Below are 26,495 nucleotides of genomic sequence, written 5' to 3' on the forward strand. Positions count from 1 at the left end.
GTGCGGGCCACGGGAGCGGAGGAGTGGCAGCGGTGCGGGTCGAGGCGGTCTCTTGAGATTTCTGCACACCTCCGACTGGCACCTCGGCCGCTCGTTCCACCGCGTGAACCTGCTCGGCGCCCAGCGCGCCTTCCTCGACCACCTGGTCGAGACGGCCCGTACGGAGAACGTCGACGCGGTGCTCGTCGCGGGCGACGTCTACGACCGCGCCGTACCGCCGCTCGCCGCCGTGGAGCTGTTCGACGACGCGCTGCACCGCCTCGCCGGCCTGGGCGTGCCCACCGTCATGATCTCCGGCAACCACGACTCGGCCCGCCGGCTCGGCGTCGGCTCCGGGCTGATGCGGCAGGCCGGCATCCACCTGCGGACCGACCCGGCGGCCTGCGCCGACCCGGTCGTGCTGCGCGACGCGCACGGCGAGGTCGCCCTGTACGGCCTGCCGTACCTGGAACCGGCCCTGGTCAAGGAGGAGTTCGGCGCCCGGCGGGCGGACCACGCGCAGGTGCTGGGCGCGGCCATGGACCGGGTGCGCGACGACCTCGCCGGACGCCCGGCGGGCACCCGCTCGGTGGTGCTCGCGCACGCCTTCGTCACCGGCGGCGCCCCCAGCGACAGCGAGCGCGACATCACGGTCGGCGGCGTGGAGTCCGTACCCGCCGCGGTCTTCGACGGCGTGGACTACGCGGCCCTCGGGCACCTGCACGGCTGCCAGACGATCACCGACCGGGTCCGCTACTCCGGCTCGCCGCTCGCCTACTCCTTCTCCGAGGAGCACCACCGCAAGTCCATGTGGCTCGTGGAGCTGGACGCCGCGGGCGCCGTACGGGCCGAGCGCCTGGACTGCCCGGTGCCCCGGCCGCTGGCCCGTGTCCGCGGCAGGCTCGCCGACCTGCTGGAGGACCCGGCGCTGGCCCGGCACGAGGAGGCGTGGGTCGAGGCGACGCTGACCGACGCCGCGCGCCCGCACGAGCCGATGGCCCGGCTGGCCGGGCGGTTCCCGCACATCCTCAGCCTCGCCTTCGAGCCGGAGGACGGCCCTGCCCGCTCCCTGGCCTCGTACGCGCAGCGCTTGCGCGGGCGCAGCGACCAGGAGATCGCCGAGGATTTCGTGGAGCACGTACGGGCCGGCCGTGCCGTGGACGACGAGGAGCGGGCCGTCCTGCGCTCGGCCCTGGACGAGGTACGCGTCGACGACGTGCTGCGGGAGGTGGCGCGGTGAGGCTGCACCGGCTGTCGGTCACGGCCTTCGGCCCGTTCGGCCGGACCCAGACCATCGACTTCGACCGGCTCGCGCGGGCCGGTCTCTTCCTGCTCCACGGGCCGACCGGCGCGGGCAAGACCTCCATCCTGGACGCCGTCTGCTTCGCGCTGTACGGGTCCGTGCCGGGCACCCGGCAGAGCGGCCAGGCGCTGCGCAGCGACCTCGCCGACCCGCTGACGCCCACTGAGGTGGTCCTCGAACTGACCGTGGGCGGGCGGCGGTTGGAGGTCACCCGGCTGCCGGAGCAGCCCCGCCCGAAGAAGCGGGGGACCGGCACGACCCGGGAGAAGGCGCAGAGCCGGCTGCGCGAGTACGTGACGGACGGCGACGGCCAGGGGGGCGGCGCCGGGCACTGGAAGGCGCTGAGCCGCTCCCATCAGGAGATCGGCGAGGAGATCGGCCAGCTCCTCGGCATGAGCAAGGAGCAGTTCTGCCAGGTCGTCCTGCTGCCGCAGGGGGACTTCGCGCGTTTCCTGCGGGCCGACGCCGAGGCCCGTGCCCGGCTGCTCGGCCGGCTCTTCGACACCCGCCGGTTCGCGGCGCTCGAAGAACAGCTCGCCACCCGCCGCAAGGCCGCCGCCGACCGGGTCGCCGCCGGCGACGACCGGCTGCTGGCGCTCGCCCACCGGATGGACCAGGCGGCGGGGGAGCCGGCCGACCTCGAAGATCCGGTGCCGGGACGCGCGCCCGAAGCTGCCGGGTCCGGCCGCCGGAGTGGTACGGGCCGTACGGCGCAGCGTGCCGGTACGGGCGCGGCGCGCGGCGGGGCGACGGCCACCGCGACCGCGGTCGTACCGGGGCAGTACGGACGCGAAGCCGACGCGAGGACCGCCGCCGGGGTGCCGGGCCCCGGTGATCCCGGCTTCGCCGAAGCCGTACTGGTACGGGCGGCCGTGGCCCGCTCCACCGCACGGGAGCGGTACACGATCGCCCGGCTCGCCGTACGCTCCGCCGAGAGCGCGGAAGCCGCGGCCCGCGCGCGGGCGGACGAGGAGCGCGAACGGGACCGCCTCCAGCGCCGGTACGCCGAGGCGCGGCGGCGCGCCGGCGAACTGGCCGCGCGGGCCGGTGAACGGGACCGCGCCCGGGAGCGGCTGGCGCGCGCCCGCGCGGCCTCCGAGGTCGCCCCGGCGCTGGCCCTGCGGGACGCCGCCTGGCGCGAGCACGGGACGGCGCAGGCCGCCGAGCGGAGCGCCCGCTCCCAGCTGCCACCGGACCTCGCCGGCGCGGACGGCGAACGGCTCGCCGCGCTGGAACGCGAGCTGCGGCAGGACCTCGGTTCGCTGACGGCGGCCCGCCGGGCGGAGGGTCGCGCCGCCGAGATCCGCCGGGAGCGCGCCGGAATCGAACGGGAAGCGCGCGCCGACGAGCAGACGCTGCTCGACGCCACCGCCTGGCTCGCGGACTGGGAACCGGCGCACCGGGAACACCAGCGGCGCATCGAGGCCGCACAGGAGGCCGCTGCCCGCGCCGAACAGCTCCACGCGCAGCTCGACCCGGCCCGGCAGCGCCTGGACGCCGCGCGGCGCCGCGACCGGCTCGCGGACGAGGTGCGGGCCGCCGACGAGGAGGCGCTGCGCACCCGGGAACGCGCGGCGGCGGCCCATGAACACTGGCTCGACCTCAAGGACCGCCGGCTGCGCGGCATCGCCGCCGAACTCGCCGCCGGGCTGGAGGACGGCGCCGCGTGCGCGGTGTGCGGGGCCACCGAGCACCCCGCTCCGGCGCGTACCGAAGCCGGGCACGTGGACCGTATGGCCGAGGAAGCCGCACTGGACGCCTACCGGCGGACCGAGGCCGTACGCCAGGACGCGGAGCGCGCCCGCCAGGCACTGAAGGAGGAACTGGCCGCCGCGACCGCGACAGCCGGGGACACGCCGGTCGCCGAACTCGCGCGTACAGCCGACGAGTTGCACGACTCCTACGCGCGCGAACGGGCCGCGGGCGCCGGTCTGCACGCCGCCCGTGAAGCGCTGTCCCGCGCCGAGCGGGAGTACGAGCGCCGCCGCGCCGAGCAGCAGGAGGCCGAGCGCCGCGCCGCCGCCCGCACCTCCCACCGGGAAGCACTGGACCGCGAACTCGCTTCGATCGAAACCGAGTTGAGCGAGGCGCGCGGCGACTGCGCGACCGTCGCGGATCGGGCCCGGCGCCTGGAGCGGCAGGTCGCGCTGCTGGCCGAGGCCGCGGCCGCTGCCCGTACCGCAGAAGCCTGCGCCGAACGGCTCAAGGAAGCCGACGCCCACCTGTCCGACGCCGCCTACCGTGCCGGATTCGACACCCCGCAGGCCGCGTCAGACGCGCTGCTGAACGACGCCGACTGGCGTGACCTGCAACAGCGCCTGGACCGCTACCAAGCCGAATCGGCCGCCGTGGAAGCCGAGCTGGCCGACCCGGAGGGCATCGCGGCGGCGGCGCTCCCGCCGGCCGAACCGGACCGGGCCCGCGCCGAGCTGGACGCGGCAGGGCGCAGGCTGCGCGCCGCCGGTGCCGCCTGCGCCGCCGCCGAGGAACGCTGCGCCGAACTGGACCGGCTGGCCGCGCAGGCCCACACCGACGCCCGGCGGCTGGCCCCGCTGCGCGTCGAGTACGAGCGTGTCGCCCGCCTCGCCGCGCTCGCCGCCGGTACGTCGGCGGAGAACGAACGGCGGATGCGCCTGGAGTCGTACGTCCTCGCCGCGCGGCTCGAACAGGTCGCGGCGGCCGCCAGCGCGCGTCTGCACCGGATGTCCTCCGGCCGCTACACGCTCGTGCACTCCGACGAGCGCGCCGGCGGCGCCCGCCGCTCCGGCCTGGGGCTGCACGTCATCGACGCCTGGACCGGCCACGAGCGGGACACCGCCAGCCTCTCCGGCGGCGAGACGTTCTTCGCGTCGCTCGCGCTGGCGCTCGGCCTCGCCGATGTCGTCACCGACGAGGCGGGCGGCACCCGCCTGGACACCCTCTTCATCGACGAGGGCTTCGGCAGCCTGGACGAACAGACGCTGGACGAGGTGCTGGACGTCCTGGACTCGCTGCGCGAACGGGACCGCAGCGTGGGCATCGTCAGCCATGTCGCGGACCTGCGGCAGCGCATCCCCGCCCAGCTGGAGGTCGTCAAGGACCGGGCCGGATCGTCCGTACGCCACCGCGTACAGGACTGAACCGGGGCCGCGGCCCCTCAGTGGCTGATCGGGCGCCGGGGGAGCGGGGAGGAGTACACCACGCTGGTCGTCACCGACCCCAGCGCCCCCACCCGGCCCGACACCTCCTCCAGATGCTTCATCGAGCGGGCGGCGACCTTCAGGACGAAGCAGTCGTCGCCCGTGACGTGGTGCGCCTCCAGGATCTCGGGCGTGGAGTCCAGCAGGTCGTGGAACGGTTTGTAGTTGCCGTTCGGGTAGCGCAGCCGGACGAACGCCAGCACCCCCAGCCCGATGGCCTCCGGCTCGATCACCGCCGCGTACCCGGATATCACTCCGGCCTCCTCCATGCGCCGGACGCGCTCGGTGACCGCGCTCGCGGACATGTTCACGGCGCGGGCCAGCTCGGCGTACCCCGCGCGGCCGTTGCGCTGGAGGACGTCGAGAATGCGCCAGTCGGTGGCGTCGGGGGAATAGTCGGTCATGCGAGGTGTCTAGCAGTGGAATCCCCGGCGGATCAAGACTTCTGCCGGTGATCATTACTTCTCGGCACCGTGCCGTGACCATAGATTCATCCGCATGACCACACCGATTGTTTCCCCCGACGCCCCGCCCGCCGTCTCCCCCGTCCTGCGGACACCGCCCGCCGCTCCCGCCGAGGCCGCCGCCTACTTCGCGGCCCGGCTCGCCTTTTACACCGACGCCGCCGACGTGCACGCCGCCCTCACCGGCGGTGACCCCGGCTTCGTCCTCGTCGATGTCCGCAGCACCGAATCCTGGGACCAGGGACACATCGCCGACGCCCTGCACCTGCCCACGGCCGCCATCCCGCAGCACGCCGCCAAGCTCCTGGACCCGGCCGTCCCCGTCGTCGTCCACTGCTGGGGCCCCGGCTGCGACGGCGCCACCCGCGCCGCGGCGGCCCTCGCCGAGCGGGGATACCGGGTCAAGGAGATGCTCGGCGGAATCGAGTACTGGATACGCGAAGGGCACGCCGTACAGACGGCGCAGGGACGCGAACAGCACGCGCCCGACCCGCTCACCGCGCCCCTCGGTGACGGGGACTGCGGCTGCTGACACCGCGCGGGCGCGCCGGACAAAAGGCAGAAGCAACCCGGAAGAGGGTTTCCGGCGCCGAAGCGGTGTGCGGGTCCCGTTCCCGCTGGCATGGTGCCGGATGTGAACAACGAACGCGACGTCGTCCGCTATTACCGGCAGCCGGGATCACGGCTCGGATATCGCCTCTTCCTGCACGGCACCAAGCATTTCGGTTTCTACCGCGAGCACGACTCCCCCTGGAACTGGCCGAAGGCGCTGCGCCGCATGGAGGACGTCCTGGGGGAGCGGCTCGCGCAGCCGCCCGGCGCGCGGGTGCTGGACGCCGGGTGCGGTGTCGGGGACGTGGCCGCCCGGCTGGCGGGCCGCTTCGGTCTGCGGATCGACGGCGTGGACCTGGTCGCCGCCCATGTCGCCGAGGCCCGGCGCCGGGCCCGCCGCCGCGGCCTCGACCCGCTGCTCACCTTCGCGCACGGGGACTACGCGGTACTGGATTTCCCCGACGAGAGCTTCGACGCCGTCTACACGATGGAGACTCTGGTGCACGCGGCGGAGGCCGAGACCGTGCTGCGGGAGTTCCACCGGGTGCTGAAACCGGGCGGCCGGCTGGTCATGTTCGAGTACGCCAGGGAAGTGCCGACCCGGATGCCCGGGCCGGCGGCCGAGACCTTCCGGCAGCTGAACGACTGGGCCGCGATGCCGTCGTTCCAGCGTTTCGTGCACGGCACGCTGGAACGCCTCACCGCGGAGGCCGGATTCTCCGTCCGGCGGGTCGAGGACATTTCCCGCAGCATGTGGCCGATGCTCCGGAGTTTCGCGGTCATCGCGCGACTGCCGTACGCCGCGGTCCGGGCGGTGGGGCTGGAGCGGTACGCCGTGAATTCCATGTCCGCCGTCGAATTCTGGCGGCACCGGGCGTTCTGGCGGTACGAAATTCACAGCGCCGAGAAGTGAGCAGGGCCCGCGGAGGAATCACGCCTCCGCGAACACATACGTCCGCAGCCCGCCCCGGTCGCCGGACGGCACGAACCCGGCCCGCTCCAGCACCCGCTGCGACGGTATGTTCGCCGGCTCGGTCACCGCCCGTACCGTACGGACCTCGGGGCGGCCGGACGCCCAGTCGGCCAGCAGGCGCGTCGCCTCCGTGGCCCAGCCCTCGCCGCGCGCCGCGGGGCAGAGCGTGTAGCCGATCTCCACCTCGCCCTCGTCGTCCGGAGGGCCGTGGAAGCAGATGGAGCCCACGGCCGTACCGTCGTCGGCCCGGGTGATCGTGAACAGGCCCCAGCCGGGGCAGTACGGCCCGAGTGTGACGGACTGCGCGACGGCGGCGGCGGTGGAGGCGGTGGCCTCCGGCGGCCGTCCGCCCACCCACACCGGCCCACCGGGGCGGTCGTCGAGGCCGCCGCCGTCCGCCAGCCGCGCCGCCGCGGTCGGCAGTACGGGCCGCAGCACCACCCGGCCCGCCGCCAGCGTCAGCGGAAAGCCCGCACCGGCCGTGGCCAGCGCCTCGACCAGCGTGCCGGTGTCCGCGCCCTCGGGCAGCCCGCTGACCTGCCCGTCGCCCACCTCGATCACCCGCCACACGCCGTCCGTGCGCCGCGCCAGGTCCGTGGTGACGAACCGGCAGCCCAGCTTGCGCAGCGCTGCCCGTACGACGGGGGCGACCGCCGACAGGTCCGGCACCGGATACTGCCCCGGCGTATCCGGGTGCGCCCCGACGAGCACCGGCTCGCCGTCCACCCACCACACGCGCGCCTCGCCCGCCGTCCCGTACGGCTCGAAGGCGCGCAGCACCACGCCGCCGGTCAGGAACTCCTCCTGCAAGTCCACGAACCGGTTGACCACCGCGGCCAGGCGCGCGGTGTCGGACGTGTCCGGGACGTACGCGGCCTCGTCCCACTCGTGCTTGCGGGACTTCACCCAGTCCTTGACCACGGCGGGCCCGCCGCCCAGCGGCGCGGCCAGCCGGGCCAGCTCCGCCTCGCCGGGCGGCTGTCCCGGCGCGCACGGCAGCCAGCGGCTGTACGGCGTGAGGTCGGCGAACGTCTCGTACCAGCCGGGGAGTTCGTGGGCGGTGCGGTAACTCCCGGGCGTGGTCAGCAGCAGGCAGCCGCGCTCGCCGAGGGCCGCGGCGAGCGCGGCGTACCGCTCGGACGGAAGCATCCAGCCGCGGTACCACGCCGCCCCGGCCCCGCTGGGCACCCGTGCCACCGCCCGTACCGCGTCCCCGGCGACCAGCGCCTCGTGGTCGATCACCGCGCCGCGCACACCGATGGCCCGTACAGCGGCGGCGTCCCGGGCGAACTCCGGATCCGTGCGGCCGGGGCGCAGCGGATCGCCGGGGAAGAGGAACACGCGGTCCACCGGCCTCAGATACGCGACAGCTCGGCCAGCAGGTCGTCCAGACCCAGCGAGCCCTGCGACAGCGCGGCCATGTGCCACGCCTTGAGGTCGAAGTCGGCGCCGTGCCGCTGCCGGGCCGCTTCCCGGCCCTGGAGCCAGGTGCGCTCGCCGAGCTTGTAGCCGATGGCCTGGCCCGGCATGCCCTGATAGCGGATGATCTCGCTCTCGACGAAGTCCGCGGAGCGGCTGGAGTACCGGCCGAAGAACTCCTGCGCCAGCTCGGGCGTCCACCGCTCGCCGGGGTGGAAGGGCGAGTCGTCCGGGATGGTCAGCTCCAGGTGCATGCCGATGTCGATGATGACGCGGACCGCGCGCATCATCTGCGCGTCGAGATAGCCGAGCCGGCGCTCGGGGCTGGTCAGGAAGCCCAGCTCGTCCATCAGCCGCTCCGCGTACAGCGCCCAGCCCTCGGCGTTGGCGCTGACCATGCCCACCCCCGTCTGGTAGCGCGAGAGGTCCTCGGCCACGTGCGCCCACTGCGCCAGTTGGAGGTGGTGGCCCGGCACGCCCTCGTGGTACCAGGTCGAGACCAGATCGTACGCAGGGAAGCGGGTCCGGCCCATGGTCGGCAGCCACGTGCGGCCGGGGCGGGAGAAGTCCAGCGAAGGGCTGGTGTAGTACGGCGCGGCGGCGCCGCCGGGCGGGGCGATCCGCGACTCCACGTGCTTGACCCGCTCCGCCAGGTCGAAGTGGGTGCCGTCCAGCGCCTCGATGGCCTGGTCCATCAGCGCCTGGAGCCACTGGCGGGTCTCCTCGACACCCTCCACGGCCTCGCCGTTCTCGTCCAGCCAGGCCAGCGCCTCCCACGGGGTCTTCGCCCCGGGCAGCACCTTCTCCGCCTCCTGGACCATCTCGGCGTGCAGCCGGTGGAACTCCGACCAGCCGTAGGCGTACGCCTCGTCCAGATCCAGGTCGGCGCCGTTGAAGTAGCGGGCGAGGCGGGCGTAGCGCTCGCGGCCCACCACGTCCGGAGCGCCCTCGATCGCGGGCGCGTACCGGCCGCGGAACCAGTCGCGCAGCTCCACGAGGGCGCCGGTCGCGAGCGCGGCGGCGGCGTTCAGCTCCCCGCGCAGCGCGTCGGGGCCCGGCTCGGTCAGCTCGGCGAACCAGCTGCGGTCCGTACCGATCCAGGTGTCCAACTGGCCGATGACCGTGGCGACCTGGCGCGGCCCCGCGGGCAGGTCCCGCTTCAGGCCCGCCTCCAGCGAGGCGCGGTAACCCTCCAGCGCGGCGGGCACCGCGCGCAGCCGCTGGGCGAGCGCCGCCCAGTCGTCGTCCGTCTCGACCGGCGTGATCGTCATGACCTCGCGCACCGCGTGCAGCGGCGAGTGGAGGTTGCTGACCGTGCGCAGCCCCTCGCCCGCCTCGTGCACCGCCAGCTCGGCGGTCAGCCGCTCGCGCAGCAGCCGGGCGCAGCGCCGCTCGCTCTCGCTGTCCGCGCCCGGCCGCCGCTCGGCCTCGGCGAGCCGGTTCAGCGTCGTACGGGCGAGCTGCGCCACCGCTTCCTGGCCGGTGGGCGAGAAGTCGGGCAGGCGGCTCGAACTCTCCGGGACGCCGAGGAAGGTGCCGGTGATGGGGTCCAGCTCGACCAGGGCGTCGACATAGGCGTCGGCGACCTGGCGGGGGAGAGGAGCGCTGTCGGAAGCAGTGGTGTGGGACATGCGCCCCATCCTCGTACGGAAGCCCCCGGTACGTCATCAGCAGCGCGCCGTACATCCGCCTCCGGAGCGCCGCGTCCGCGCAGGGCGAACGCGGGAACGCGCCCGGCCCGCCGGAGCGGAAGGCCGCCTTCATTGGTCCGGACCGGACTATTGCTCCCGCCGGAGCCGACGCTCCAAGCTCACAGAATGGACCTGGAATTGCGGCATTTAACGGCGATCCGGACGATAGCCGACGCGGGCAGCCTCACCAAGGCCGCCGCACAGCTCGGCCTGGCCCAGCCCGCCCTGAGCGCCCAGCTGAAACGGATCGAGCGCACCCTCGGCGGCAAGCTCTTCGAACGCGGGCGCTTCGGGGTACGGCCCACGGCGCTCGGCGAGTTCGTGCTGGAGCGGGCGCGCGTGGTGCTGCCCGCGATCAGCGAGCTCCAGCAGGAGGCCGTACGGTTCGGCAGCGCGGGCAGCAGGATGACCGGCTTCCGGCTCGGCGGCACCCACGGCCCGCTGCTGGGCGGCCTGGTGGACCGGCTCGCGACCGCGCACCCGGGCGTGCCGGTGACCACCTTCACCACCTGGTCCGAGCGCGAGATCGCCGCCTCGGTCGCCGCCGGACGCCTGGACTTCGCGCTGATCGGCGCCTGCGGGGAGGCGCCGGCGCCCGAGCCGCAGCGGCTCAGCTGGCGGGAGATCGCGGTGGACCCGGTCTTCGTCATGCTCGCCGACCGCCACCCGCTGGCCGGACGGCGCGAGATCGGCCTCGCGGAACTGGCCACCGAGGCGTGGGCGGACGTGCCGGGCGACGGCTGTTTCGCGGACTGTTTCACCCTCGCCTGCGCCCGCGCCGGCTTCACCCCGGCCCGGGTGTACGAGACGGACACCGCGTCCTGTATCCACCTCGTGCAGGTCGGCCGCGCCGCGGGCCTGTGCAGGGCGACCCTGCCGCCCACCCCCGGGATGGTCACCAGACCCCTGGCCGGTACGCCGCTGACCTGGCGCCACCTGGTGGGCTGGCACCCGGCGACCCCCGCCGCGAACTCCGCCGCCGAGGTCGTCGCCCAGGCCCGCGCCGCGCACGCCGACGCCGCCGCGCGCAGCGAGAGTTATACGCGGTGGCTCGCCGACCACCGGACGGCGGCCGGTGCCGGGCCGATGCCGGACGGCGCCGGTCCGCAATCGTCCGGCCATGAGGAGGCCGATCCAGGGCCACCGAAACCGACCGGCTACCCAGGTCCTCCGGGAGATATCCATAACATTCCGCAGAAGGACAACTGACATCTTCTGCGGGCCGCCGCACGGCTCCTACGGTTTCCGCACCTCCACCCCCCCCGAGACCGAGGAGACCTCCCCCATGCGCCACAGACACGCCCGAGCGGGCGCGTGTGCCGTCATCACCACCGTCGGCGCACTGGTCCTGACCGCGCTGCCCGGTTCCGCGGCGGCCCAGATACGGCCGGACTCGACGACCCCTCGGACCCCCCACCGGTCGGCCGCCGAGACCCTGTCCGTCGGTGCCACGTCCGACGCCGTGTACCGGGCGATGCAGCGCGACCTCGGCCTGAACCGGGCGCAGGCCGAACGGCGGCTCGCCAACGAGGCGGAAGCCGGCGCCGTGGCCGGGCACCTGAAGAACGCGCTGGGCACGTCCTTCGCCGGCGCCTGGGTCAGCGGCACCGAATCCGGCACGCTGACCGTGGCCACCACCGACACCGCGCGCCTCGCGGCCGTCCGCGCGGCCGGTGCCCGGGCCGTCCACGCCTCCCACTCGCTCGCCCAACTGGACGCGGCCAAAGTTAAGTTGGACCGCGCGGCACAGCACCGCACGGCTCCCGAGGCGTCCTCGTGGGCCGTGGACGTCCGGACGAACACGGTGCAGCTGCGGGCCGCCGATCCCGCGGCGGCCCGGACGTTCGTCGCCTCGAGCGGCGCCGACCGCTCCCTGGTCAACGTGGGCGCCACCGCCGAACGCCCGCGTCCCCTCTACGACCTCCGCGGCGGCGACGCGTACTACATGGGCGGCGGCCGCTGCTCCGTGGGCTTCCCCATCACCCGCGGCAGCCAGCAGGGCTTCGCCACCGCGGGCCACTGCGGACGCGCCGGAACCTCCACCACCGGCTACAACCAGGTGGCCCAGGGCAGTTTCCAGGCATCCACCTTCCCGGGCCGGGACACCGCCTGGGTCGCCGCCAACAACAACTGGACCTCCACGCCGTACGTGAAGGGCCAGGGCGGCCAGAACGTACGGGTCGCCGGCTCCACCCAGGCGGCGGTCGGCGCCTCCATCTGCCGCTCCGGCTCCACCACCGGCTGGCACTGCGGCACCATCCAGCAGCACAACACCAGCGTCACCTACCCGCAGGGCACCGTCAGCGGTGTGACCCGGACCTCGGTGTGCGCCGAGCCGGGCGATTCCGGCGGCTCCTTCATCTCCGGCAGCCAGGCCCAGGGCGTCACCTCCGGCGGCTCCGGCAACTGCAGCTCCGGCGGCACGACCTTCTACCAGCCCATCAACCCGCTGCTCCAGGGCTACGGCCTCACCCTGAAGACCGGCACCAGCGGCTCCGAGGACCCCGGCCCCAGCGAGCCGGGCGAGACCACCTGGGCCGCCGGCACCGTCTACGAGGCGGGCGCCCAGGTGACGTACGACGGGATCACCTACCGCTGCCTGCAGGGCCACCAGGCCCAGCCCGGCTGGGAACCGGCGAACACACCGTCCCTCTGGGAGCAGGTCTGAGAACCACGGCGACCGACGGTGGCTGAAGCCACCGCAGGCCACTGAGGTACGGCACCGATCCGCACCGGTCCCCGTACCGCCCGGGGCCGGCTGGTACGAGCGCTCGCGTACCGGCCGGCCCCACTCCTGTATCTGCGTCGTCCGCGTGTGGTCGCCCCGTCACTGCGTCCGCGGTCCGGCGTCCGGCGCGGTCCGGGCCGCCGCCGGCCGTACGGGCGCCCCGGCCGGCCGGGCGGTGATCACCAGCGTGCCCTCCTCGATCTGGTAGTCCAGCGGCAGGCCCAGGCCGCGCATGGTGGCGACCATCCCGGTGTTGGACGCCTGGGTGATCGCGTACACGCTCGTGCAGCCCGCGTCCGCGGCCATCTGGACCAGCCGGCGCAGCAGTTCGGCGCCGATGCCGCGCCGCTGCCAGGCGTCCTCCACCAGCAGCGCCACCTCGGTCTCCTCGCCGTCCCACAGCAGATGGCCGAGCGCCACCAGCCGCCCGGACGCCGTCTCGACCGCGAGCGTACGGCCGAAACGGGGGCTGAGCAGGTGGTTCAGATAGCGCTCGGCGTCGGCGACCGGGCCCTGGTAGCGCATCGCCAGCGTCCGGGCCGAGCAGCGGTCGTGCAGCGCGCGGGCCGCCGCCAGGTCGGAGGGGTCCGCGCGGCGCACCGTGATGGGGTTGCCCTCGGGCAGCGTGAGCACGTCACGGAGCGGCGGCACCCGCTGGCCGAGCCGGGCGTCCAGCTCGACGAGCGCCCGTACCCGCGCGAACTCGGTGGGCGTGAAGGGAAGGTGCGGGCGTTCGATGGTGACGGAGCCCCCGGACGGATCACGGAACGTCATGGTGTGCTCTTCGAGAATGCCCTCCTCCGGCACCGGTTCGGTGTCCCGCTGTGCGTTCCGGGTCCGCGCGGGCACCGAACGGATGGTGCAGCGGCCCAGCAACTGGCGTAGCGCGAGCGGAAGTTCGGCGGAATCCAGCGCCGTACGGGTGGCCATGCCGAGTATCCGGGTGGGGGCGTCCACCAGATCGTGCGCGTCCGCCCGCTCCAGCCAGGTGTGCGCGCCGCCCGCCGCGGCGACCGTGCGGGTCAGGTCGGCGGGGAGCAGCGCGGCGGGGGCGCGCAGCAGGAACTCGTCCACGGTCCCGTCCGACAGCGGGTGGGTCTGCAGGTTCAGGATGTCCACGCGGTGCTCGGCCAGCGCCGTGCACAGCGCGGCCAGGCTGCCCGGCTCGTCCCGTACGGTCGTACGCATCCGCCACAGCGCCGTCTCCCGCCGCTCCTCCTGGGGAGCGCCGGGGGACCTCGGCGCTGCGGCGCCGGTATCGGTCGGCGGCGGCGCGTTCTCGTGGCGGCGTGCCCACCAGGTGTGGAACGCGGCCGTGGCGATCAGTACGACCGCCGAGCAGCACAGCAGCACCGGCCCGGACGGGCCGTGCGCGATGGTGTTGGCCACGGCGTCCGCCACCGCCACCGCGGTGAACAGGGCCGCCAGCTCGACCAGCTCCCGCCGCCAGTGGTGGCGGTGGGAACTCTTGGCAGATGTCGCGTCAGTCATACGGCCAGCCTCACCGACCGGTGTTGCGTGATCGCGAACGCTCTGTGACCGATGGGTAAAGGAGACATTCGAGGCACAAAGCGACCGGGTGTGTCTGTTCATCCGTCCGGCGAGGTGGCGCCTAGCTGCCGGGCTGCCCCACCCGCCCGGGCTGCAGCACCTTGCGGAACAGTACCTGCCCGTCGTCCTGCCGCAGCCGTACGGTCAGCTCGCCGCTGTCGCCGTCGATGTCCACCTCGCCGAAGAACTGCGGGTTCTCGGCGGGGGAGACGTTCGCCCGCTGCGGCGCCTTGACGAAGGGCTGCGCGGGCCCGAACGTACCGTCCAGCGGCACGGCCGGGAAGCCGCCCGCGTTCAGCGGACCCGACACGAACTCCCAGAACGGCGCGAAATCCTTGAACGCCGCGCGCGACGGGTCGTAGTGCTGCGCCGAGGTGTAGTGGACGTCCGTGGTCAGCCACACCGTGCCGGTGACGCGCCGGTGCTTGATGAACCGCAGCAGCTCCGCGATCTGGAGCTCCCGGCCCAGCGGCGCGCCCGGATCGCCCTGCGCCACCGCCTCGAAGTCCGTCTTGCCGTCCGCGACCACCAGGCCCAGCGGCAGATCGGCGGCGATCACCTTCCACACCGCGCGGGAGCGCGCCAGCGACCGCTTCAGCCAGGCCAGCTGCTCGGCGCCGAGGATGCCCTGCCGGTCGTCGGGCTGCCGGTTGGGGGAATTGGCGTTGCGGTACGTGCGCATGTCCAGCACGAACACGTCCAGCAGCGGCCCGTGGCGCAGCACCCGGTAGACCCGGCCGCCCCGGTCCGAGCGGAGCGTACGGATGGGGAAGTACTCCCGGAACGCGCGCAGCGAACGCGCCGCGAGCACGTCCACGTTCTTCTCCGTGTACCGGGCGTCGTCGAGGATCTGGCCCGGGTACCAGTTGTTGCGCACCTCGTGGTCGTCCCACTGGATGATGGTGGGGACCTGCGCGTTGAAGCGGCGCAGGTTGGCGTCCAGCAGGTTGTAGCGGAAAGCGCCGCGGTACTCCGCCAGCGTCTCGGCGACCTTCGACTTCTCCTCAGTGGTCACATTGCGCCAGATCCGGCCGTCGGGCAGTCGCACACTGGCCTCGATCGGATTGTCCGCGTAGATGTTGTCGCCACTGCACAGGAAGAAGTCCGGGTCCCGGCGGCGCATCTCCTCATAGATCCGGTAGCCGCCGAGGTCCGGGTTGATGCCCCAGCCCTGCCCGGCGAGATCGCCCGACCAGGTGAAGCGCACCCCGTCCCGGCGCCGGTCCGAGGCGGTACGGAAGGTGCCGGTGACCGGCTCGCCCGTACGCCGGTGGTCGTGCGGGTCGGCGAGCACCACCCGGTAGTGGATCTGCTCGCCGGACGGCAGCCCGTGCAGCGCGGTGGTGCCGGTGAAGTCCGTACCGGGGCCGAGCAGCGGGCCGTGCCAGGTACGGGCATTGCGGAACGACTCGGTCGCCGCGGTCTGCACGATCATCCGCGCCGGCCGGTCGGAGCGCACCCACACCAGCCCGGACGAGGCCGTCACGTCCCCGGCCTGCACGCCCCACGGGGCACCCGGCCGCCCGGCGCGCGCCAGTGCGGGCGCGTCCGCGACCCGGGACGCGGCCCTGGCTTCCGTTACGCCGGCGACGCCGGGGAGGGCGAGCGCCGCGGTACCGGCTGCCGCTCCGTGCAGCAGTGACCGCCGGTTGACGGCTCTGCCGGGTCCCTGCGCCATGTGAAACCTCCCGTGTGACGACCGATCTTGGTGACCTCCCGTTCGTACCGGGGCCCGGTGCCACGCGGCCGAACGGGTGGTGAACTCCAGGGGGCGGGCCCGGGCCGGACGGTCCGCCCGGCCGGCTCTCAGCGCGCCGTGTCGAGGATGACCCGGGCGACCAGCGCCGGGTCGTCGTTCATCGGCACATGGCCGCAGCCCGGCAGCCGTATGAGCCGGGCGCCCGGTATCGCGTACTTCGCCCGCACCCCCTGCCGCCGCGGCAGCAGCCGGTCGCGGCTGCCCCAGGCGATGGTCACCGGGATATCCGGTACGTCATCGGTGAACAGTACGGTGCGCCCAGCCGCCAGAGTCGGTGCGAAACCGGTCGCGTTGCGCAACGCACCGGTCTCGGCGACCACCGCCGACGCCGAACGGCGGCCCGGGTGCGCGTAGATGGTGCTCGTCAGCGAGGCCCGCCCGACCGCCGAACGGGCCAGCAGCCCGACCGCCGGCCGCGGCAGCACCTTCGCACCGGCCCGCATGCCGCGCAGCACCCCGAAGGCGTACCGCCGTTCGGCCTGCGTCCAGAACCCGGCGGGGGACAGCGCGGTCACCGACCGTACGCGCCGGACCCGGCCCAACTGCAGGGCCAGCAGACCGCCGAGCGAATTCCCGGCGATGTGCGGCCGGTCGAGGCCGAGCGTGCCGAACGCGGCGGCCAGCAGCGGGACGACCGAGTCGAGGTCGTAGGCCACGCCCGGCGGCAGCGCGGGCGAGGCGCCGAAGCCGGGCAGGTCCAGGGCGACGACCTCGTGGGAGGCGGCGAGGATGTCGGAGACCGGCTCCCACGCCTGGAGGTGGTGGCCGATGCCGTGCAGCAGGACGAGGGGAGGGCCCGATCCCTTGCGCTGGTAGGCGACGGTGAAGGGCGGGCGGTCCGGCGGGGTGACGCGGGCGAAGGAGACCGGTGCGGCCATGGTGGGGGGCTCCTCGGGCGGGACGACGGGCAGGGACACCATGGCAGCGAAGTCCGGGGATGACTACTGGGCGGTAGTGATTTCTTCGGGAGACCGGGCGGGGGCCGGATGGTGGCCGGGACGGTGCTCCGGCGACGTGGTGATCGCACGGGTCCGCGCGTTGCGCACTCTGTGCCGCACACCACGTCCGAACGCGTCTCTTTCCGACCGTTTCCGCTGGACAACGACCGGTCGGCCCGCTGGGATGAAGGCGTGCAGACCGACCCCGCAACCGATGTCTTCCAGGAACACCGCCCGGTCCTGATGGGCGTGGCCTACCGCATGCTCGGCCGGGTGGCCGACGCCGAGGACGTGGTCCAGGAGGCGTGGCTGCGCTGGTCGTCCGCCGACCGGGAGCAGGTACGCGAACCGCGCGCCTATCTGGTGCGCGTCACGACCCGGCTGGCCATCGACCGCCTGCGGCAGGTCCAGGCGCGCCGCGAGGCATACGTGGGCCCCTGGCTGCCCGAGCCACTGGCCACCGACTTCGTGACGGCCGCCCCCGACTCCGCCGACCGCGCGGTCCTCGCCGAGTCCGTCACCCTCGCCGTCCTGGTGGTCCTGGAATCGCTCTCGCCCTTGGAGCGCGCGGTCTTCGTCCTGCGCGAGGCGTTCGGCTACCCGTACGCGGAGATCGCCACCGTACTGGAGCGCGGCGAGGCGGCGGTGCGCCAACTCGCGGGCCGCGCACGGCGCCACGTAGAGGAACGCCGTCCGCGCTTCGAGGTCGACCCGGACCGGCAGCGCGACCTGACGGAACGCTTCCTCGCGGCGGCCGCGGGCGACGACCTGGACGGGCTGCTGCACCTGCTGGCCGAGGACGTACGGCTGGTCGGCGACAGCGGCGGCAAGGCCAAGGCGCCGCTGCGGGTCATCGAGACCGCCGACAAGGTCGGCCGCTTCCTGCTCGGCGTGGCCCGGGGCGGCATCCCGGCGGCGGAGTTCGTCTTCACGGAGCTCAACGGCGGCATCGCGCTGCTCGTGCTCTCCGAGGGCAAGCCCGACTCGGTCTTCCAGGTCGATGTCGTGGACGGCCGGATCCAGACCGTTTACATCATTCGCAATCCGGACAAGCTGGGGGCGCTGGACGCCGCGGGCTGAGTGGCTGAGGAGGTGCGGCAAGAGCCGCGGTCAGGCGTCGTCCGACGCCGTCCGCGGCTCTTCCCGTACCTGCCGCACCACGGGCCGGGGCCCACCGCACGCCGCGCGTCCCGTACCACCGCATCGACCCCGGCCGCCGGGCGCCGGCCGACGACGGATCGGCGCATTGGTCTTGACCAAGGGTGGGGGCGGCCATATCGTCACAGGGATACTGCAACAACCTTTAATAAAGAAGCGCTCATATCCGAAGAGCGCGTGCGGGGCCAGGGACAGGCCCGCGGCCGACGGGGACCAGCCCCGTCGGGAAGACGGCCACGGCGGAGGACAGGGTGGGGACCACGCAGCTCGAAACGGCTCCGGAGCCGAAGTACTGGCACCTCAAGACCGTGCTCAGCGAGGCGCTCGACTCGGAGTTCGCGGTCGGCGAGATCCTGCCCAACGAGCGGGAGCTGGCGGCGCGGTTCGGGGTCGCCCGGGCCACGCTGCGACAGGCGCTCGAACAGCTCGAACTGGAAGGCCGTCTGCAGCGCCGCCGCGGTGTGGGTACCACCGTCGCGCCCCCGCGCGTGGGCGTGGCCGTCGACCCGGCGCGGCACACCTGGCCGGGCGCCCCCGGTGACGACTGGCAGCCCGTCGACGCCGTCGAGTCGTCGGAGGTGCCGGCGGCCGTGGCACGCCTGCTGGAGCTGACGCCCGGCGAGCGCGTGCACATCGTGCACCGCAGCCGCGTCACCCACGGCCAGCCGGTCGCCGCCGAGCAGCTGTACGTACCCGTCCGTACGGTGCCGGACGCCGCCGTCACCGGCACGGACGCTCCGGCCCGCGCCCGCGCCGTGCTCCGCGCGCTCCAGCAGCGCGAACTGGAAGGCCAGGACCGGGCCGTGGAACTGGGCTCCGCCCGCGCCGACGACGCCAGGGAACTGGACCGCCTGCCCGGCGCCCCCGTCCTCGTCGTCACCACCCGCTACTTCACCGACGGCCGCACCGCCGCCGTAGCCCTGTCCACCTACCGCGCCGACACCTGCCGCCTCACCTTCGGCGACAACGAGAGCGAGGCGGGGGTGCCGGTTCTGGCCGGGTAGGGCGCCGCTCGGTTGCCGTCAGCTTCTACGGCGCCATCGTCCGCCTGCTGTCCCGGTATGAACAGGCCACGTCACGCGTGTCCGTGTGGCAGCTGCCGCCCCGCCTCTGCGCGAGAATGACCGCATGCTGAAGGTCGGGTCGGTGGTGCTGGGTGCTTCGGATGTGCGGCGGGCGGCCGCTTTCTGGATGGAGGCGCTGGGGTACGTCCCGCGCGAGGACATCGAGGACGACTGGGTGGTGCTGGTGCCCGCGGACGGGCCCGGCGTACAGATCGCCGTCGGACTGAGCGGGACGCCCGTACAGGAGCATCCGCGCGTCCACCTGGACCTGTACGCCGGAGACGCGGCCGACCAGGCCGCCGAGGTCGAGCGGCTGGTTTCCCTGGGCGCCCGGCGGGTCGACTGGGACCTCTACCCGGACGACCCCGACTTCGTCGTGCTCGCCGACACCGAGGGCAACCGGTTCTGCGTCATCGACACGTCGCGCGGCTGAGGACGGGCCTGCTCCCGCCGCCGGCCGGGGCCTCGTGGCCGTGCGTGGCTCAGGCGGCCGACGATAGAGCCGACGCCGTCGGTGTCGTCGGTGTGAGGAACGCCTTCACCATCGGTACGACGAGGTCGGCGCGCCGTGGCAGGTTGTGGTGGGTCGTGCCGGGGAGTACGCCGAGCTGGGAGCCGGGGATCAGGCCGTGCATCTCGACGGCGTGCTCCAGCCGGACGAAGTCGGTGTCCCGACCAGCAGGAGGACCGGCGCCTCCATGGCGGCCAGCGTCTCGGCGGACCAGCCCTCGAAGCCGTGCACCGTCGGTTGCAGCTTCTCGGCGAACGCCTCGAAGCGGCCCGGGTCGGGCGCGACCTGGACGTACGCCTCGTACATCTCCTGGAAGTCGCTCTCGGTGGGCATCCGCGGGGAGCCGGGGCGGGCGTGCGGGTCGAGGATTTCGGCGTGATAGCCGTCGCGCCGGTAGTGCGTGGAGGCGAGCACCAGGCGGTCCACCCGCTCGGGGCGGGTGACCGCCAGCTGGAGGGCGGTCAGGCCCCCGAGGCTGAAGCCGAAGACGTCCGCCCGGTCGATCCCGAGGTGGTCCAGCAGCCCCACCACATCGTCGGCCAGACAGGAGAGCGTGGACTCGCGGTCGATGTCGCCGGTGTGTCCGTGGCCCTGCATTTCGACGGCGACGACCTGCCGCGTGGTGGCGAGCGCGGGCAGTATGCCGCCGAAGGTCAGGTCGATGGTGAGCATGCCGCCGTGCAGGAGGACCAGCGGTTGTCCGGTGCCGTGGATCTCGTAGTACAGGTCCAGCCCGTTGACCTGCGCGTACCCCGCGGACGACGGGTATGTGGTGGATTCCTGGCCCTCGCTCATGACCCTGCCTCCATGGCTTGCGGCGCACCTGACGACCGGCCCCCTGGCCCTGCTCGGCCCGGTCCCGGGGCGACTGCTCAGCACATTAGCCGGGGGGTGTGACAACGCCCGCGCATCGCGCCGTGCGCAGGTGGGTAAGCCGGCGGGTCCGCCGCTGCGGGCCCCGTCTCAGCGCCGGGCCGTGACCGTACCCTCCACCGCGAACAGCTCGCCCTCGACGTGGTCCAGCGCCAGCCGCAGCGCACCCGTGGCCACCGCCGCCTCCCCGAGTACGGACAGGGCCACCTGGGGCGGGCGCAGGCAGTAGCGGGCCAGTTCGGCGCGCAGGGGCTCCAGTACGTCGTCCAGACCGGCGGCCCAGCCGCCGACCACGACCAGTTCCGGGTCGAGGGCGAGCACCAGCGCCGCGACATCGTGGACCAGCCGCCGGATGAAACGATCCATCGCGTCCCGGGCCCGCGCGTCGCCCTCGCGCGCGAGGGCGAACACCCGGGCCACCTGCGCCTCGTCCAGGGGATGCAGCGGCTGCCCGGTCGTGGACAGCAGCTTCTCCGGCGTGGCCTCGCGCCCCAGCAGGTGCAGCGCGCCGATCTCCCCGGCCGCGCCGCCGAAGCCGCGGTGCAGCCGCCCTCCGATCAGGGCGCCGGCCCCGGGGCTGAGGCCCGCGAGCACGAACACGATGTCGTCGGAGCCGGCGGCCGCGCCCTTCCAGTGTTCGGCCACGGCGGCGGTGTTCGCGTCGTTCTCCACCAGGACGGGGCACCGGAACGAGCGGCGCAGCCGGTCGCCGAGCGGCAGCCCGGTCCAGTCCGGCAGGGCCGTACCCAGCCGTACGGTGCCGTCCGCCTCGACGATGCCGGGGCTGCCCACCCCGACCGCGCGCAGCGAACTGCGGGCCACGCCCGCCCGCCGCAGCAGCTCTGCCACCGCGGCCCGCACCTTCTCCAGCCGTTCGTCCGCGGGCGCGGTCTCCTCGACCGCGCGCTGCGCGGAGCCGAGGACCCGCCCGCCGAGGTCGGACAGCAGCGCGGCCACCCGGTGCGGGCCGATCTCGATGCCCAGGAGGTGCCCGGCCTCGGTACGGAAGCGGAAGCGGCGGGCCGGGCGGCCCTGGCGGCGGGCGGCGCCCTCGTCGGCGGGCGCCTCGGCGACCAGGCCCGTCTCGATCAGACCCTCGACGACCCCCTCGACGGTGGGCCGGGACAGCCCGGTCACCTCCACGAGGTGGGTGAGCGTCGGGGAGTCGGCGGCGCGCAGCGCGTGCAGCACCACCGCGGAGTTGATCCGTCGCAGCAGGGAGGGGTCCCCGCCGGTTAGCCGCCCCAACGTCCGTCTCCCTCGCATTGCGTGTGTGGCGGATCGTAGCCGGTCAGCCGGTGTGCGGCGAGTCCCGGGCGGCGGGCGGGGGAGGGCCGGGAGGCGGCGCGGGGGCCGCGGGCCCGGCCCCTGCCCGCTGATCGTCCGCCCCGGGAGCGCCCGGCGGCGCCTGACGCGGGGCCAATTGTCAGACCCCGGCGGTTTACTGACGGCATGACGCATGCGACCACAGCACAGCACCTCACCGCCATCGACCTCCTCCGCGGCCGTGCGTTCCCGGCCGAGCCGGTCGCCTCCGCCATGGTCGAGAGCGGCCCCGGCTTCCACGTCGCCCAGCTGCGCGCCGACGAGCAGCTGTGGGACGCCGACCCCGCCGACGTCGAGGAGACGGCGCGGGAGTACCGCGCCGAGCTGGAGGGACTCATATCGGCTCTCTGCTTACGCTGGGGCGAGCCCGAGGTGCTGGACCTGGCGGACCATCTGGAGCGGGTCGCGATGGGCATGCCCGTCCGGCCGCCGCTCGACGTGCTGTGCGGCCAGGTCCCGCGGGTGCACGCCTGGCGCGCCGACGGGAGGTGGATCGCGGTCGGGCTGGGGGAGGGCGAGCCGGAGATGCCGGCCTTCCGGCTGCTGGCGGCGGTGGGCCGGGCGGATGCGGTGCGCTGAGGTCCGGGAACGGGGTCTGCGCGCGGAGCGGGCTCGGTGCGGGAATCGGGGTCTGTGCGTGGAGCAGACTCAGTGCGGGAATCGGGCTCCGTACGCGGAACGGGCTTGGTACGGGCATCGGGCTTGGTACGGGCATCGGGCTCCGTACGCGGAACGGGTGGCGGCGACGGTGCCGCCCGCCCGCCGTGGGCCGGCCGCACCGTCGCCGCCACCCGTGCGGGGGCTGTCGGGCCCGCCACCCGTGCGGGGGCCGTCGGGTGCGGGGGCCGCGCGCGTACCGTACGGGCGCGGCCGTCCCGTCGTTCCTGCCCGGTCTACTTCTCCCTGTTGTTCTGCTTGTCGCGGTGGTGTGCCCACGGGTGGCGCAGCCGGATCCAGATGTCGCGGGCATGGCGCCCGGCCTCGGCACGGCTCTGGGCCACCAGCTCACGGGCCTGCTCCGGGGTCTCGACCATCGGTCCGGAACCGCGCAGCGGCTTGCCCGCCGTCTCGTGCAGGAAGAAGGCCGCGATGAAGCCGATGACACCCGCCACCATCAGGTAGTACGCCGGAATCATATGGCTGCCGGTGGCCTCCACCAGCGCGGACGCGGCCAGCGGCGTGGTGCCGCCGAAGAGCGACACGGAGATGTTGAACGCGATCGACAGCGCCCCGTAGCGCAGATGGGTGGGGAAGAGCGCCGGCAGTGTCGAGGCGGAGGTGCCCGCGAAGCAGACCAGCAGCAGGCCCAGGATGAGGCAGCCGAACGCCGGGAAGAGGATCCCGCCCTGCCGGATCAGCAGGAACGCCGGATAGGAGAGCGCCACCAGCGCGACGCTGGACGCGATGAACACCGGGCGCCGGCCCCATTTGTCGGACGTACGGCCCACGGTCGTGATCGTCAGCGCGACGACGACCATGGTGCCCAGCACCAGCAGCTGCGCGGTCGTGGCGTCCTCGCCCAGCGTCTCGGTCATGAAGGTGGGCAGATAGGAGGTCACCATGTAGTTGGTGACGTTGTACAGCAGCACCAGCCCCATGCAGATCAGCACGGCTTCCCAGTGCCCCGTGAAGATCTCCTTCAGGCGGCCCTTGCCCGACTGCCGCGCCTCCTCGACGGGCGCGTCGTCGGGACCGGCGGCCTCGGCCTGCTGCCGCGCCGCCTCCGCCTCCTGCTTGAAGGCCGGGGTCTCCTCCAGCTTCATGCGCATATAGAGGCCGATCAGGCCGAGCGGCCCGGCGACCATGAACGGAATGCGCCAGCCCCAGCTCTCCAGGCCGTCCGTGCCCAGTACGGCGGTCAGCACGGTGACCAGGCCCGAGCCGAGGGAGTAGCCGACGAAGGTGCCGAAGTCGAGCCAGCTGCCGAGGAAGCCGCGGCGCTTGTCCGGCGCGTATTCGGCGATATAGGTCGTCGCGCCGGCGTACTCGCCGCCGGTGGAGAAGCCCTGCACCAGCCGGCAGACGAGCAGCAGCAGCGGGGCGGCGAAGCCGATGGACTCGTAGCCCGGCAGGAAGCCGACCGCGAAGGTGCTGATCGCCATCATGATCATCGTGGCGGCGAGCACCCGCTGCCGTCCGATGCGGTCGCCCAGCGGCCCGAAGACCAGACCGCCGAGCGGCCGCACGAGGAAGGCGGCGGCGAAGGTGGCGAAGGTGGAGACGAGCTGGGCGCCGGGGGAGCTGGACGGGAAGAAGACCTTGCCCATCGTGGCCGCCAGATAGGCGTAGACCCCGAAGTCGAACCACTCCATCATGTTGCCGAGGGCGGCCGCCGTGACCGCGCGGCGCACCTGCGGTCTGTCGGTGACGGTGACTTCCTCGACACTGAGCTGGCGTTTGCGGCGGCGCAGCAGGGTGCGCAGCAGCCGGTCGGTTTCGGAGTTTCTTCCTCCGTCCGACCGCTTGTTCCGCCGGACGCGCGGCGGCTGAGGCTGACCGGTAGTCATCTCGTCCTGTCGCTAGGGGCTGAGCGGCACATCGGTAACTCCGAGTATCGACGCAAAGGTCGAAATCGGCATAACCAGCATAGGAACGACACGAATGGGGCGAACGCAACGTTTGACGTCTTATCGGCTCACTGGCCGTACCCGTACGGCACAACACCACCGAATGGCTCAAACGCTTCGCACAGCCCCACCATCCCGTGCGTCCTACACACAACGCACGCCTTACCCGTAACGCGGGACTCACACGTCCCGGACGTCACCTTCCTCGGCTTCCTCGTCGAAAGCCGCAGCTCGCAGCCGTGCGTACGCCTCCGCCAGCGCGGCCGGCGGGTAGTGCGCGTTCAGGCCACTGGGGTTCGGCAGCACCCAGATCCGGGTGTCGCCGATCGTCCGCTCCTGCGGGCCGACCTGCGCCCGCTTGTCGTCGAAAGCCACCCGATAGGCCGTCACCCCGGCCACGGCGAGCCACCGCGGCCGCAGCCGCGTCACCTTCTCGACGAGGTGCCGTCCGCCCTCGCGGAACTCCTCCGCGGTCAGCTCGTCGGCCCGGGCGCTGGCCCGCTCCACGACGTTCGTGATGCCGAGGCCGTACGCCAGCAGTTCCTCCTGCTCGGCGGGCTTCAGCACGCGAGGGGTGAACCCGGCCGCGTGCAGGGTGGGCCAGAAGCGGTTGCCGGGCCGGGCGAAGTGGTGGCCGGCGGCGGCCGACATCAGCCCCGGATTGATGCCACAGAAAAGCACCCGCAGGCCGGGCGCCGCCACGTCGGGGACGAGGCGGCCGCGCGCGGCCTGCAGTTCCTCGGGAGTGAATCCCATGTCAGCGGGACCTCACAGGATGGAGCCCGGCGCGTAGGCCGCGGCTTCGGGGTGCTGCTTGGCGATCTCCTCGATACGGGACACGACGGTGGCCACCTGGTCGGCGGCGGCGCCGGTGAAGGACAGCTTGTCGGCCATCAGCGCGTCCAACTGCGCACGGTCGAGCGGGATGCGCTCGTCCGCCGCCAGCTTGTCCAGCAGTTCGTTGCGCTCGACGCCCTGCTCACGCATGGCGAGCGCCGCGGCGACCGCGTTCTCCTTGATCGCCTCGTGCGCCACCTCGCGGCCCACCCCGGCCCGTACGGCGCCCATGAGCACCTTGGTCGTGGCGAGGAAGGGCAGATAGCGGTCCAGCTCCCGCGCGACGACGGCGGGGAAAGCGCCGAACTCGTCCAGCACGGTCAGGAACGTCTCCAGCAGGCCGTCCAGGGCGAAGAAGGCGTCCGGCAGCGCGACCCGGCGCACCACCGAGCAGGACACGTCGCCCTCGTTCCACTGGTCGCCGGACAGCTCGCCGGTCATCGAGGCGTAGCCGCGCAGGATGACCATCAGGCCGTTGACGCGCTCGCAGGAGCGGGTGTTCATCTTGTGCGGCATCGCGGACGAGCCCACCTGGCCGGGCTTGAAACCCTCGGTGACCAGCTCGTGGCCGGCCATCAGCCGGATCGTCTTGGCGAGCGAGGACGGCGCCGCGGCCAGCTGCACCAGGGTGGTGACCACGTCGTAGTCCAGCGAGCGCGGGTAGACCTGGCCGACCGAGGTGAACGCCCGGCCGAAGCCGAGGTGCCCGGCGATCCGCTGCTCCAGCTCCGCCAGCTTCGCGGCGTCGCCGCCCAGCAGGTCCAGCATGTCCTGCGCGGTGCCGACCGGGCCCTTGATGCCGCGCAGCGGATAGCGGGACAGCAGGTCCGTCAGCCGCTCGTACGCGGCCAGCAGCTCGTCGGCGGCGGTCGCGAAGCGCTTGCCCAGCGTGGTCGCCTGCGCCGCGACGTTGTGCGAGCGCCCCGCCATCACCAGCTCGGCATGCTCACCGGCAAGCCGGCCCAGCCGCGCCAGCACGGCGACGGTACGGTCCCGCATCAGCTCCAGCGACAGCCGGACCTGCAGCTGCTCGACGTTCTCGGTCAGATCGCGCGAGGTCATGCCCTTGTGGACCTGCTCATGCCCGGCGAGCGCGTTGAACTCCTCGATCCGCGCCTTCACATCGTGCCGGGTGACCTTCTCCCGCTCGGCGATCGACGCCAGGTCGACACTCTCCAGCACCCGCTCATAATCGGCGAGCGCCTGCTCCGGCACCTCCACCCCGAGATCCTTCTGCGCACGAAGCACCGCGAGCCACAGCTTGCGCTCCAGCTTGACCTTGTACTCGGGGGACCACAGGACGGCGAGCTCCGCGGAGGCGTAGCGGCCGGCCAGAACATTCGGAATGCGGGGCTTGGCAGTCACGTGACGAGAGTCTACTGGTCACGTGACAGCCTCGACATCCAGCCCTGTGACCTGGGGAACTGGCTTCTTCCTTGATCAACTGGAAGGGGTGGGGGCGGGGCGACCGGAGGGGCCCGCGGCCTGGTGAGTCCTGGTGATCTTGTGTGTGGTGTGGGGCTTGGTGATGGTGGCGCAGTGGCCCTCCGCGTTGAGGCACTCCTTCATCCAGGGCCGGAGCCGTCGGATCGGCCGGCCGCGCAGCGCGGACTCCTTCACCGA

At 73.4% G+C, this 26,495-nt stretch carries 22 protein-coding genes; 10 read left to right on the forward strand and 12 right to left on the reverse strand.

Annotated features, from left to right (window positions below):
- Window positions 1–52: 52 nt before the first annotated feature.
- Together CP984_RS36975 and CP984_RS36980 are read left to right on the forward strand one after the other, a co-directional pair.
- Window positions 53–1,219: an exonuclease SbcCD subunit D gene (locus CP984_RS36975; protein ID WP_003982889.1), complete on the forward strand. Its 1,167-nt coding sequence runs from the start codon at window positions 53–55 to the stop codon at window positions 1,217–1,219.
- A complete protein-coding gene (locus CP984_RS36980; protein WP_030177728.1) occupies window positions 1,216–4,401 on the forward strand; it encodes an AAA family ATPase in 3,186 nt (1,061 codons plus the stop codon). The genes CP984_RS36975 and CP984_RS36980 overlap by 4 nt, the downstream gene beginning before the upstream one ends.
- A 17-nt stretch (window positions 4,402–4,418) precedes the next feature.
- Here the strand turns inward: CP984_RS36980 and CP984_RS36985 are convergent, their stop codons facing one another.
- On the reverse strand, window positions 4,419–4,865 hold the full coding sequence (locus CP984_RS36985; RefSeq protein ID WP_003983788.1) for an Lrp/AsnC family transcriptional regulator: 447 nt from the start codon (window positions 4,863–4,865) through the stop codon (window positions 4,419–4,421).
- Window positions 4,866–4,959: 94 nt separating this feature from the next.
- Here CP984_RS36985 and CP984_RS36990 point away from each other — a divergent pair, with 94 nt between their 5' ends.
- On the forward strand, window positions 4,960–5,457 hold the full coding sequence (locus CP984_RS36990; protein WP_003983789.1) for a rhodanese-like domain-containing protein: 498 nt from the start codon (window positions 4,960–4,962) through the stop codon (window positions 5,455–5,457).
- A 102-nt stretch (window positions 5,458–5,559) separates the two neighbouring features.
- Window positions 5,560–6,390 (forward strand): class I SAM-dependent methyltransferase, encoded by an 831-nt coding sequence (locus CP984_RS36995; protein ID WP_197049381.1) that lies wholly within the window; start codon window positions 5,560–5,562, stop codon window positions 6,388–6,390.
- Between the two features lie 18 nt (window positions 6,391–6,408).
- Here CP984_RS36995 and CP984_RS42865 read toward each other — a convergent pair whose 3' ends face one another.
- Entirely contained in the window at window positions 6,409–7,800 is a 1,392-nt protein-coding gene (locus tag CP984_RS42865) for a GNAT family N-acetyltransferase (protein ID WP_063604291.1), read from the reverse strand.
- A 5-nt stretch (window positions 7,801–7,805) separates the two neighbouring features.
- A complete protein-coding gene (locus tag CP984_RS37005; protein ID WP_003983793.1) occupies window positions 7,806–9,500 on the reverse strand; it encodes a DUF885 domain-containing protein in 1,695 nt (564 codons plus the stop codon).
- Between the two features lie 186 nt (window positions 9,501–9,686).
- On the opposite strand from CP984_RS37005, the gene CP984_RS37010 reads away from it, so the two are divergent.
- Both CP984_RS37010 and CP984_RS37015 read left to right on the forward strand, forming a co-directional pair.
- Window positions 9,687–10,769: a LysR family transcriptional regulator gene (locus tag CP984_RS37010; RefSeq protein ID WP_003983794.1), complete on the forward strand. Its 1,083-nt coding sequence runs from the start codon at window positions 9,687–9,689 to the stop codon at window positions 10,767–10,769.
- Window positions 10,770–10,845: 76 nt separating this feature from the next.
- Complete coding sequence (locus CP984_RS37015; protein ID WP_003983795.1) at window positions 10,846–12,228, forward strand: carbohydrate-binding protein; 1,383 nt, start codon at window positions 10,846–10,848, stop codon at window positions 12,226–12,228.
- Window positions 12,229–12,387: 159 nt separating this feature from the next.
- Here CP984_RS37015 and CP984_RS37020 read toward each other — a convergent pair whose 3' ends face one another.
- From CP984_RS37020 to CP984_RS37030, 3 genes are all read right to left on the reverse strand, one after another.
- The gene (locus CP984_RS37020) at window positions 12,388–13,779 is read right to left on the reverse strand and encodes a GNAT family N-acetyltransferase (RefSeq protein WP_003983796.1); all 1,392 of its coding nucleotides are present in this window, start codon (window positions 13,777–13,779) and stop codon (window positions 12,388–12,390) included.
- A gap of 121 nt (window positions 13,780–13,900) precedes the next feature.
- A complete protein-coding gene (locus CP984_RS37025) occupies window positions 13,901–15,517 on the reverse strand; it encodes an alkaline phosphatase D family protein (protein WP_003983797.1) in 1,617 nt (538 codons plus the stop codon).
- 128 nt (window positions 15,518–15,645) lie between these two features.
- On the reverse strand, window positions 15,646–16,476 hold the full coding sequence (locus CP984_RS37030) for an alpha/beta fold hydrolase (RefSeq protein WP_030177725.1): 831 nt from the start codon (window positions 16,474–16,476) through the stop codon (window positions 15,646–15,648).
- 252 nt (window positions 16,477–16,728) lie between these two features.
- Here CP984_RS37030 and CP984_RS37035 point away from each other — a divergent pair, with 252 nt between their 5' ends.
- The 3 genes from CP984_RS37035 (at window position 16,729) to CP984_RS37045 (ending at window position 19,191) form a co-directional block, all read left to right on the forward strand.
- The gene (locus CP984_RS37035) at window positions 16,729–17,616 is read left to right on the forward strand and encodes an RNA polymerase sigma-70 factor (RefSeq protein WP_003983799.1); all 888 of its coding nucleotides are present in this window, start codon (window positions 16,729–16,731) and stop codon (window positions 17,614–17,616) included.
- Window positions 17,617–17,945: 329 nt separating this feature from the next.
- On the forward strand, window positions 17,946–18,698 hold the full coding sequence (locus CP984_RS37040) for a GntR family transcriptional regulator (protein WP_003983800.1): 753 nt from the start codon (window positions 17,946–17,948) through the stop codon (window positions 18,696–18,698).
- A 124-nt stretch (window positions 18,699–18,822) separates the two neighbouring features.
- Window positions 18,823–19,191 (forward strand): VOC family protein, encoded by a 369-nt coding sequence (locus tag CP984_RS37045; protein WP_003983801.1) that lies wholly within the window; start codon window positions 18,823–18,825, stop codon window positions 19,189–19,191.
- A 49-nt stretch (window positions 19,192–19,240) separates the two neighbouring features.
- Here CP984_RS37045 and CP984_RS42375 read toward each other — a convergent pair whose 3' ends face one another.
- The 3 genes from CP984_RS42375 to CP984_RS37055 all read right to left on the reverse strand — a co-directional run bounded on the left by CP984_RS42375 (window position 19,241) and on the right by CP984_RS37055 (window position 21,390).
- Window positions 19,241–19,393: a hypothetical protein gene (locus CP984_RS42375; protein WP_226048742.1), complete on the reverse strand. Its 153-nt coding sequence runs from the start codon at window positions 19,391–19,393 to the stop codon at window positions 19,241–19,243.
- Window positions 19,381–20,064 carry an alpha/beta fold hydrolase gene (locus CP984_RS37050; RefSeq protein ID WP_003983802.1) on the reverse strand — a complete coding sequence of 228 codons (684 nt, stop codon included), beginning with the start codon at window positions 20,062–20,064 and terminating at the stop codon, window positions 19,381–19,383. The genes CP984_RS42375 and CP984_RS37050 overlap by 13 nt, the downstream gene beginning before the upstream one ends.
- Window positions 20,065–20,232: 168 nt before the next feature.
- The gene (locus CP984_RS37055) at window positions 20,233–21,390 is read right to left on the reverse strand and encodes an ROK family transcriptional regulator (RefSeq protein ID WP_003983803.1); all 1,158 of its coding nucleotides are present in this window, start codon (window positions 21,388–21,390) and stop codon (window positions 20,233–20,235) included.
- A 204-nt stretch (window positions 21,391–21,594) separates the two neighbouring features.
- Here CP984_RS37055 and CP984_RS37060 point away from each other — a divergent pair, with 204 nt between their 5' ends.
- Complete coding sequence (locus tag CP984_RS37060; RefSeq protein WP_003983804.1) at window positions 21,595–22,047, forward strand: hypothetical protein; 453 nt, start codon at window positions 21,595–21,597, stop codon at window positions 22,045–22,047.
- Window positions 22,048–22,361: 314 nt separating this feature from the next.
- Here CP984_RS37060 and proP read toward each other — a convergent pair whose 3' ends face one another.
- From proP to purB, 3 genes are all read right to left on the reverse strand, one after another.
- A complete protein-coding gene (proP, locus tag CP984_RS37065; RefSeq protein ID WP_197049382.1) occupies window positions 22,362–23,894 on the reverse strand; it encodes a glycine betaine/L-proline transporter ProP in 1,533 nt (510 codons plus the stop codon).
- Window positions 23,895–24,215: 321 nt separating this feature from the next.
- Window positions 24,216–24,791, reverse strand: a complete 576-nt coding sequence (gene mug, locus CP984_RS37070) for a G/U mismatch-specific DNA glycosylase (protein ID WP_003983806.1) — start codon at window positions 24,789–24,791, stop codon at window positions 24,216–24,218.
- Window positions 24,792–24,803: 12 nt separating this feature from the next.
- On the reverse strand, window positions 24,804–26,237 hold the full coding sequence (gene purB, locus CP984_RS37075; protein WP_003983807.1) for an adenylosuccinate lyase: 1,434 nt from the start codon (window positions 26,235–26,237) through the stop codon (window positions 24,804–24,806).
- Between the last annotated feature and the right edge of the window lie 258 nt (window positions 26,238–26,495).

Source organism: Streptomyces rimosus (genome assembly GCF_008704655.1).
Taxonomy (GTDB): Bacteria; Actinomycetota; Actinomycetes; order Streptomycetales; family Streptomycetaceae; genus Streptomyces; species Streptomyces rimosus.

Bases quoted from the DNA above. Each gene is read 5' to 3' on its own strand.
- CP984_RS36985 (WP_003983788.1), bottom strand. From the start codon at position 4,865: ATGACCGACTATTCCCCCGACGCCACCGACTGGCGCATTCTCGACGTC.
- CP984_RS36990 (WP_003983789.1), top strand. From the start codon at position 4,960: ATGACCACACCGATTGTTTCCCCCGACGCCCCGCCCGCCGTCTCCCCC.
- CP984_RS37005 (WP_003983793.1), bottom strand. From the start codon at position 9,500: ATGTCCCACACCACTGCTTCCGACAGCGCTCCTCTCCCCCGCCAGGTC.
- CP984_RS37010 (WP_003983794.1), top strand. From the start codon at position 9,687: ATGGACCTGGAATTGCGGCATTTAACGGCGATCCGGACGATAGCCGAC.
- CP984_RS37015 (WP_003983795.1), top strand. From the start codon at position 10,846: ATGCGCCACAGACACGCCCGAGCGGGCGCGTGTGCCGTCATCACCACC.
- CP984_RS37020 (WP_003983796.1), bottom strand. From the start codon at position 13,779: ATGACTGACGCGACATCTGCCAAGAGTTCCCACCGCCACCACTGGCGG.
- CP984_RS37025 (WP_003983797.1), bottom strand. From the start codon at position 15,517: ATGGCGCAGGGACCCGGCAGAGCCGTCAACCGGCGGTCACTGCTGCAC.
- CP984_RS37030 (WP_030177725.1), bottom strand. From the start codon at position 16,476: ATGGCCGCACCGGTCTCCTTCGCCCGCGTCACCCCGCCGGACCGCCCG.
- CP984_RS37045 (WP_003983801.1), top strand. From the start codon at position 18,823: ATGCTGAAGGTCGGGTCGGTGGTGCTGGGTGCTTCGGATGTGCGGCGG.
- CP984_RS42375 (WP_226048742.1), bottom strand. From the start codon at position 19,393: ATGCACGGCCTGATCCCCGGCTCCCAGCTCGGCGTACTCCCCGGCACG.
- CP984_RS37050 (WP_003983802.1), bottom strand. From the start codon at position 20,064: ATGAGCGAGGGCCAGGAATCCACCACATACCCGTCGTCCGCGGGGTAC.
- CP984_RS37060 (WP_003983804.1), top strand. From the start codon at position 21,595: ATGACGCATGCGACCACAGCACAGCACCTCACCGCCATCGACCTCCTC.
- mug (WP_003983806.1), bottom strand. From the start codon at position 24,791: ATGGGATTCACTCCCGAGGAACTGCAGGCCGCGCGCGGCCGCCTCGTC.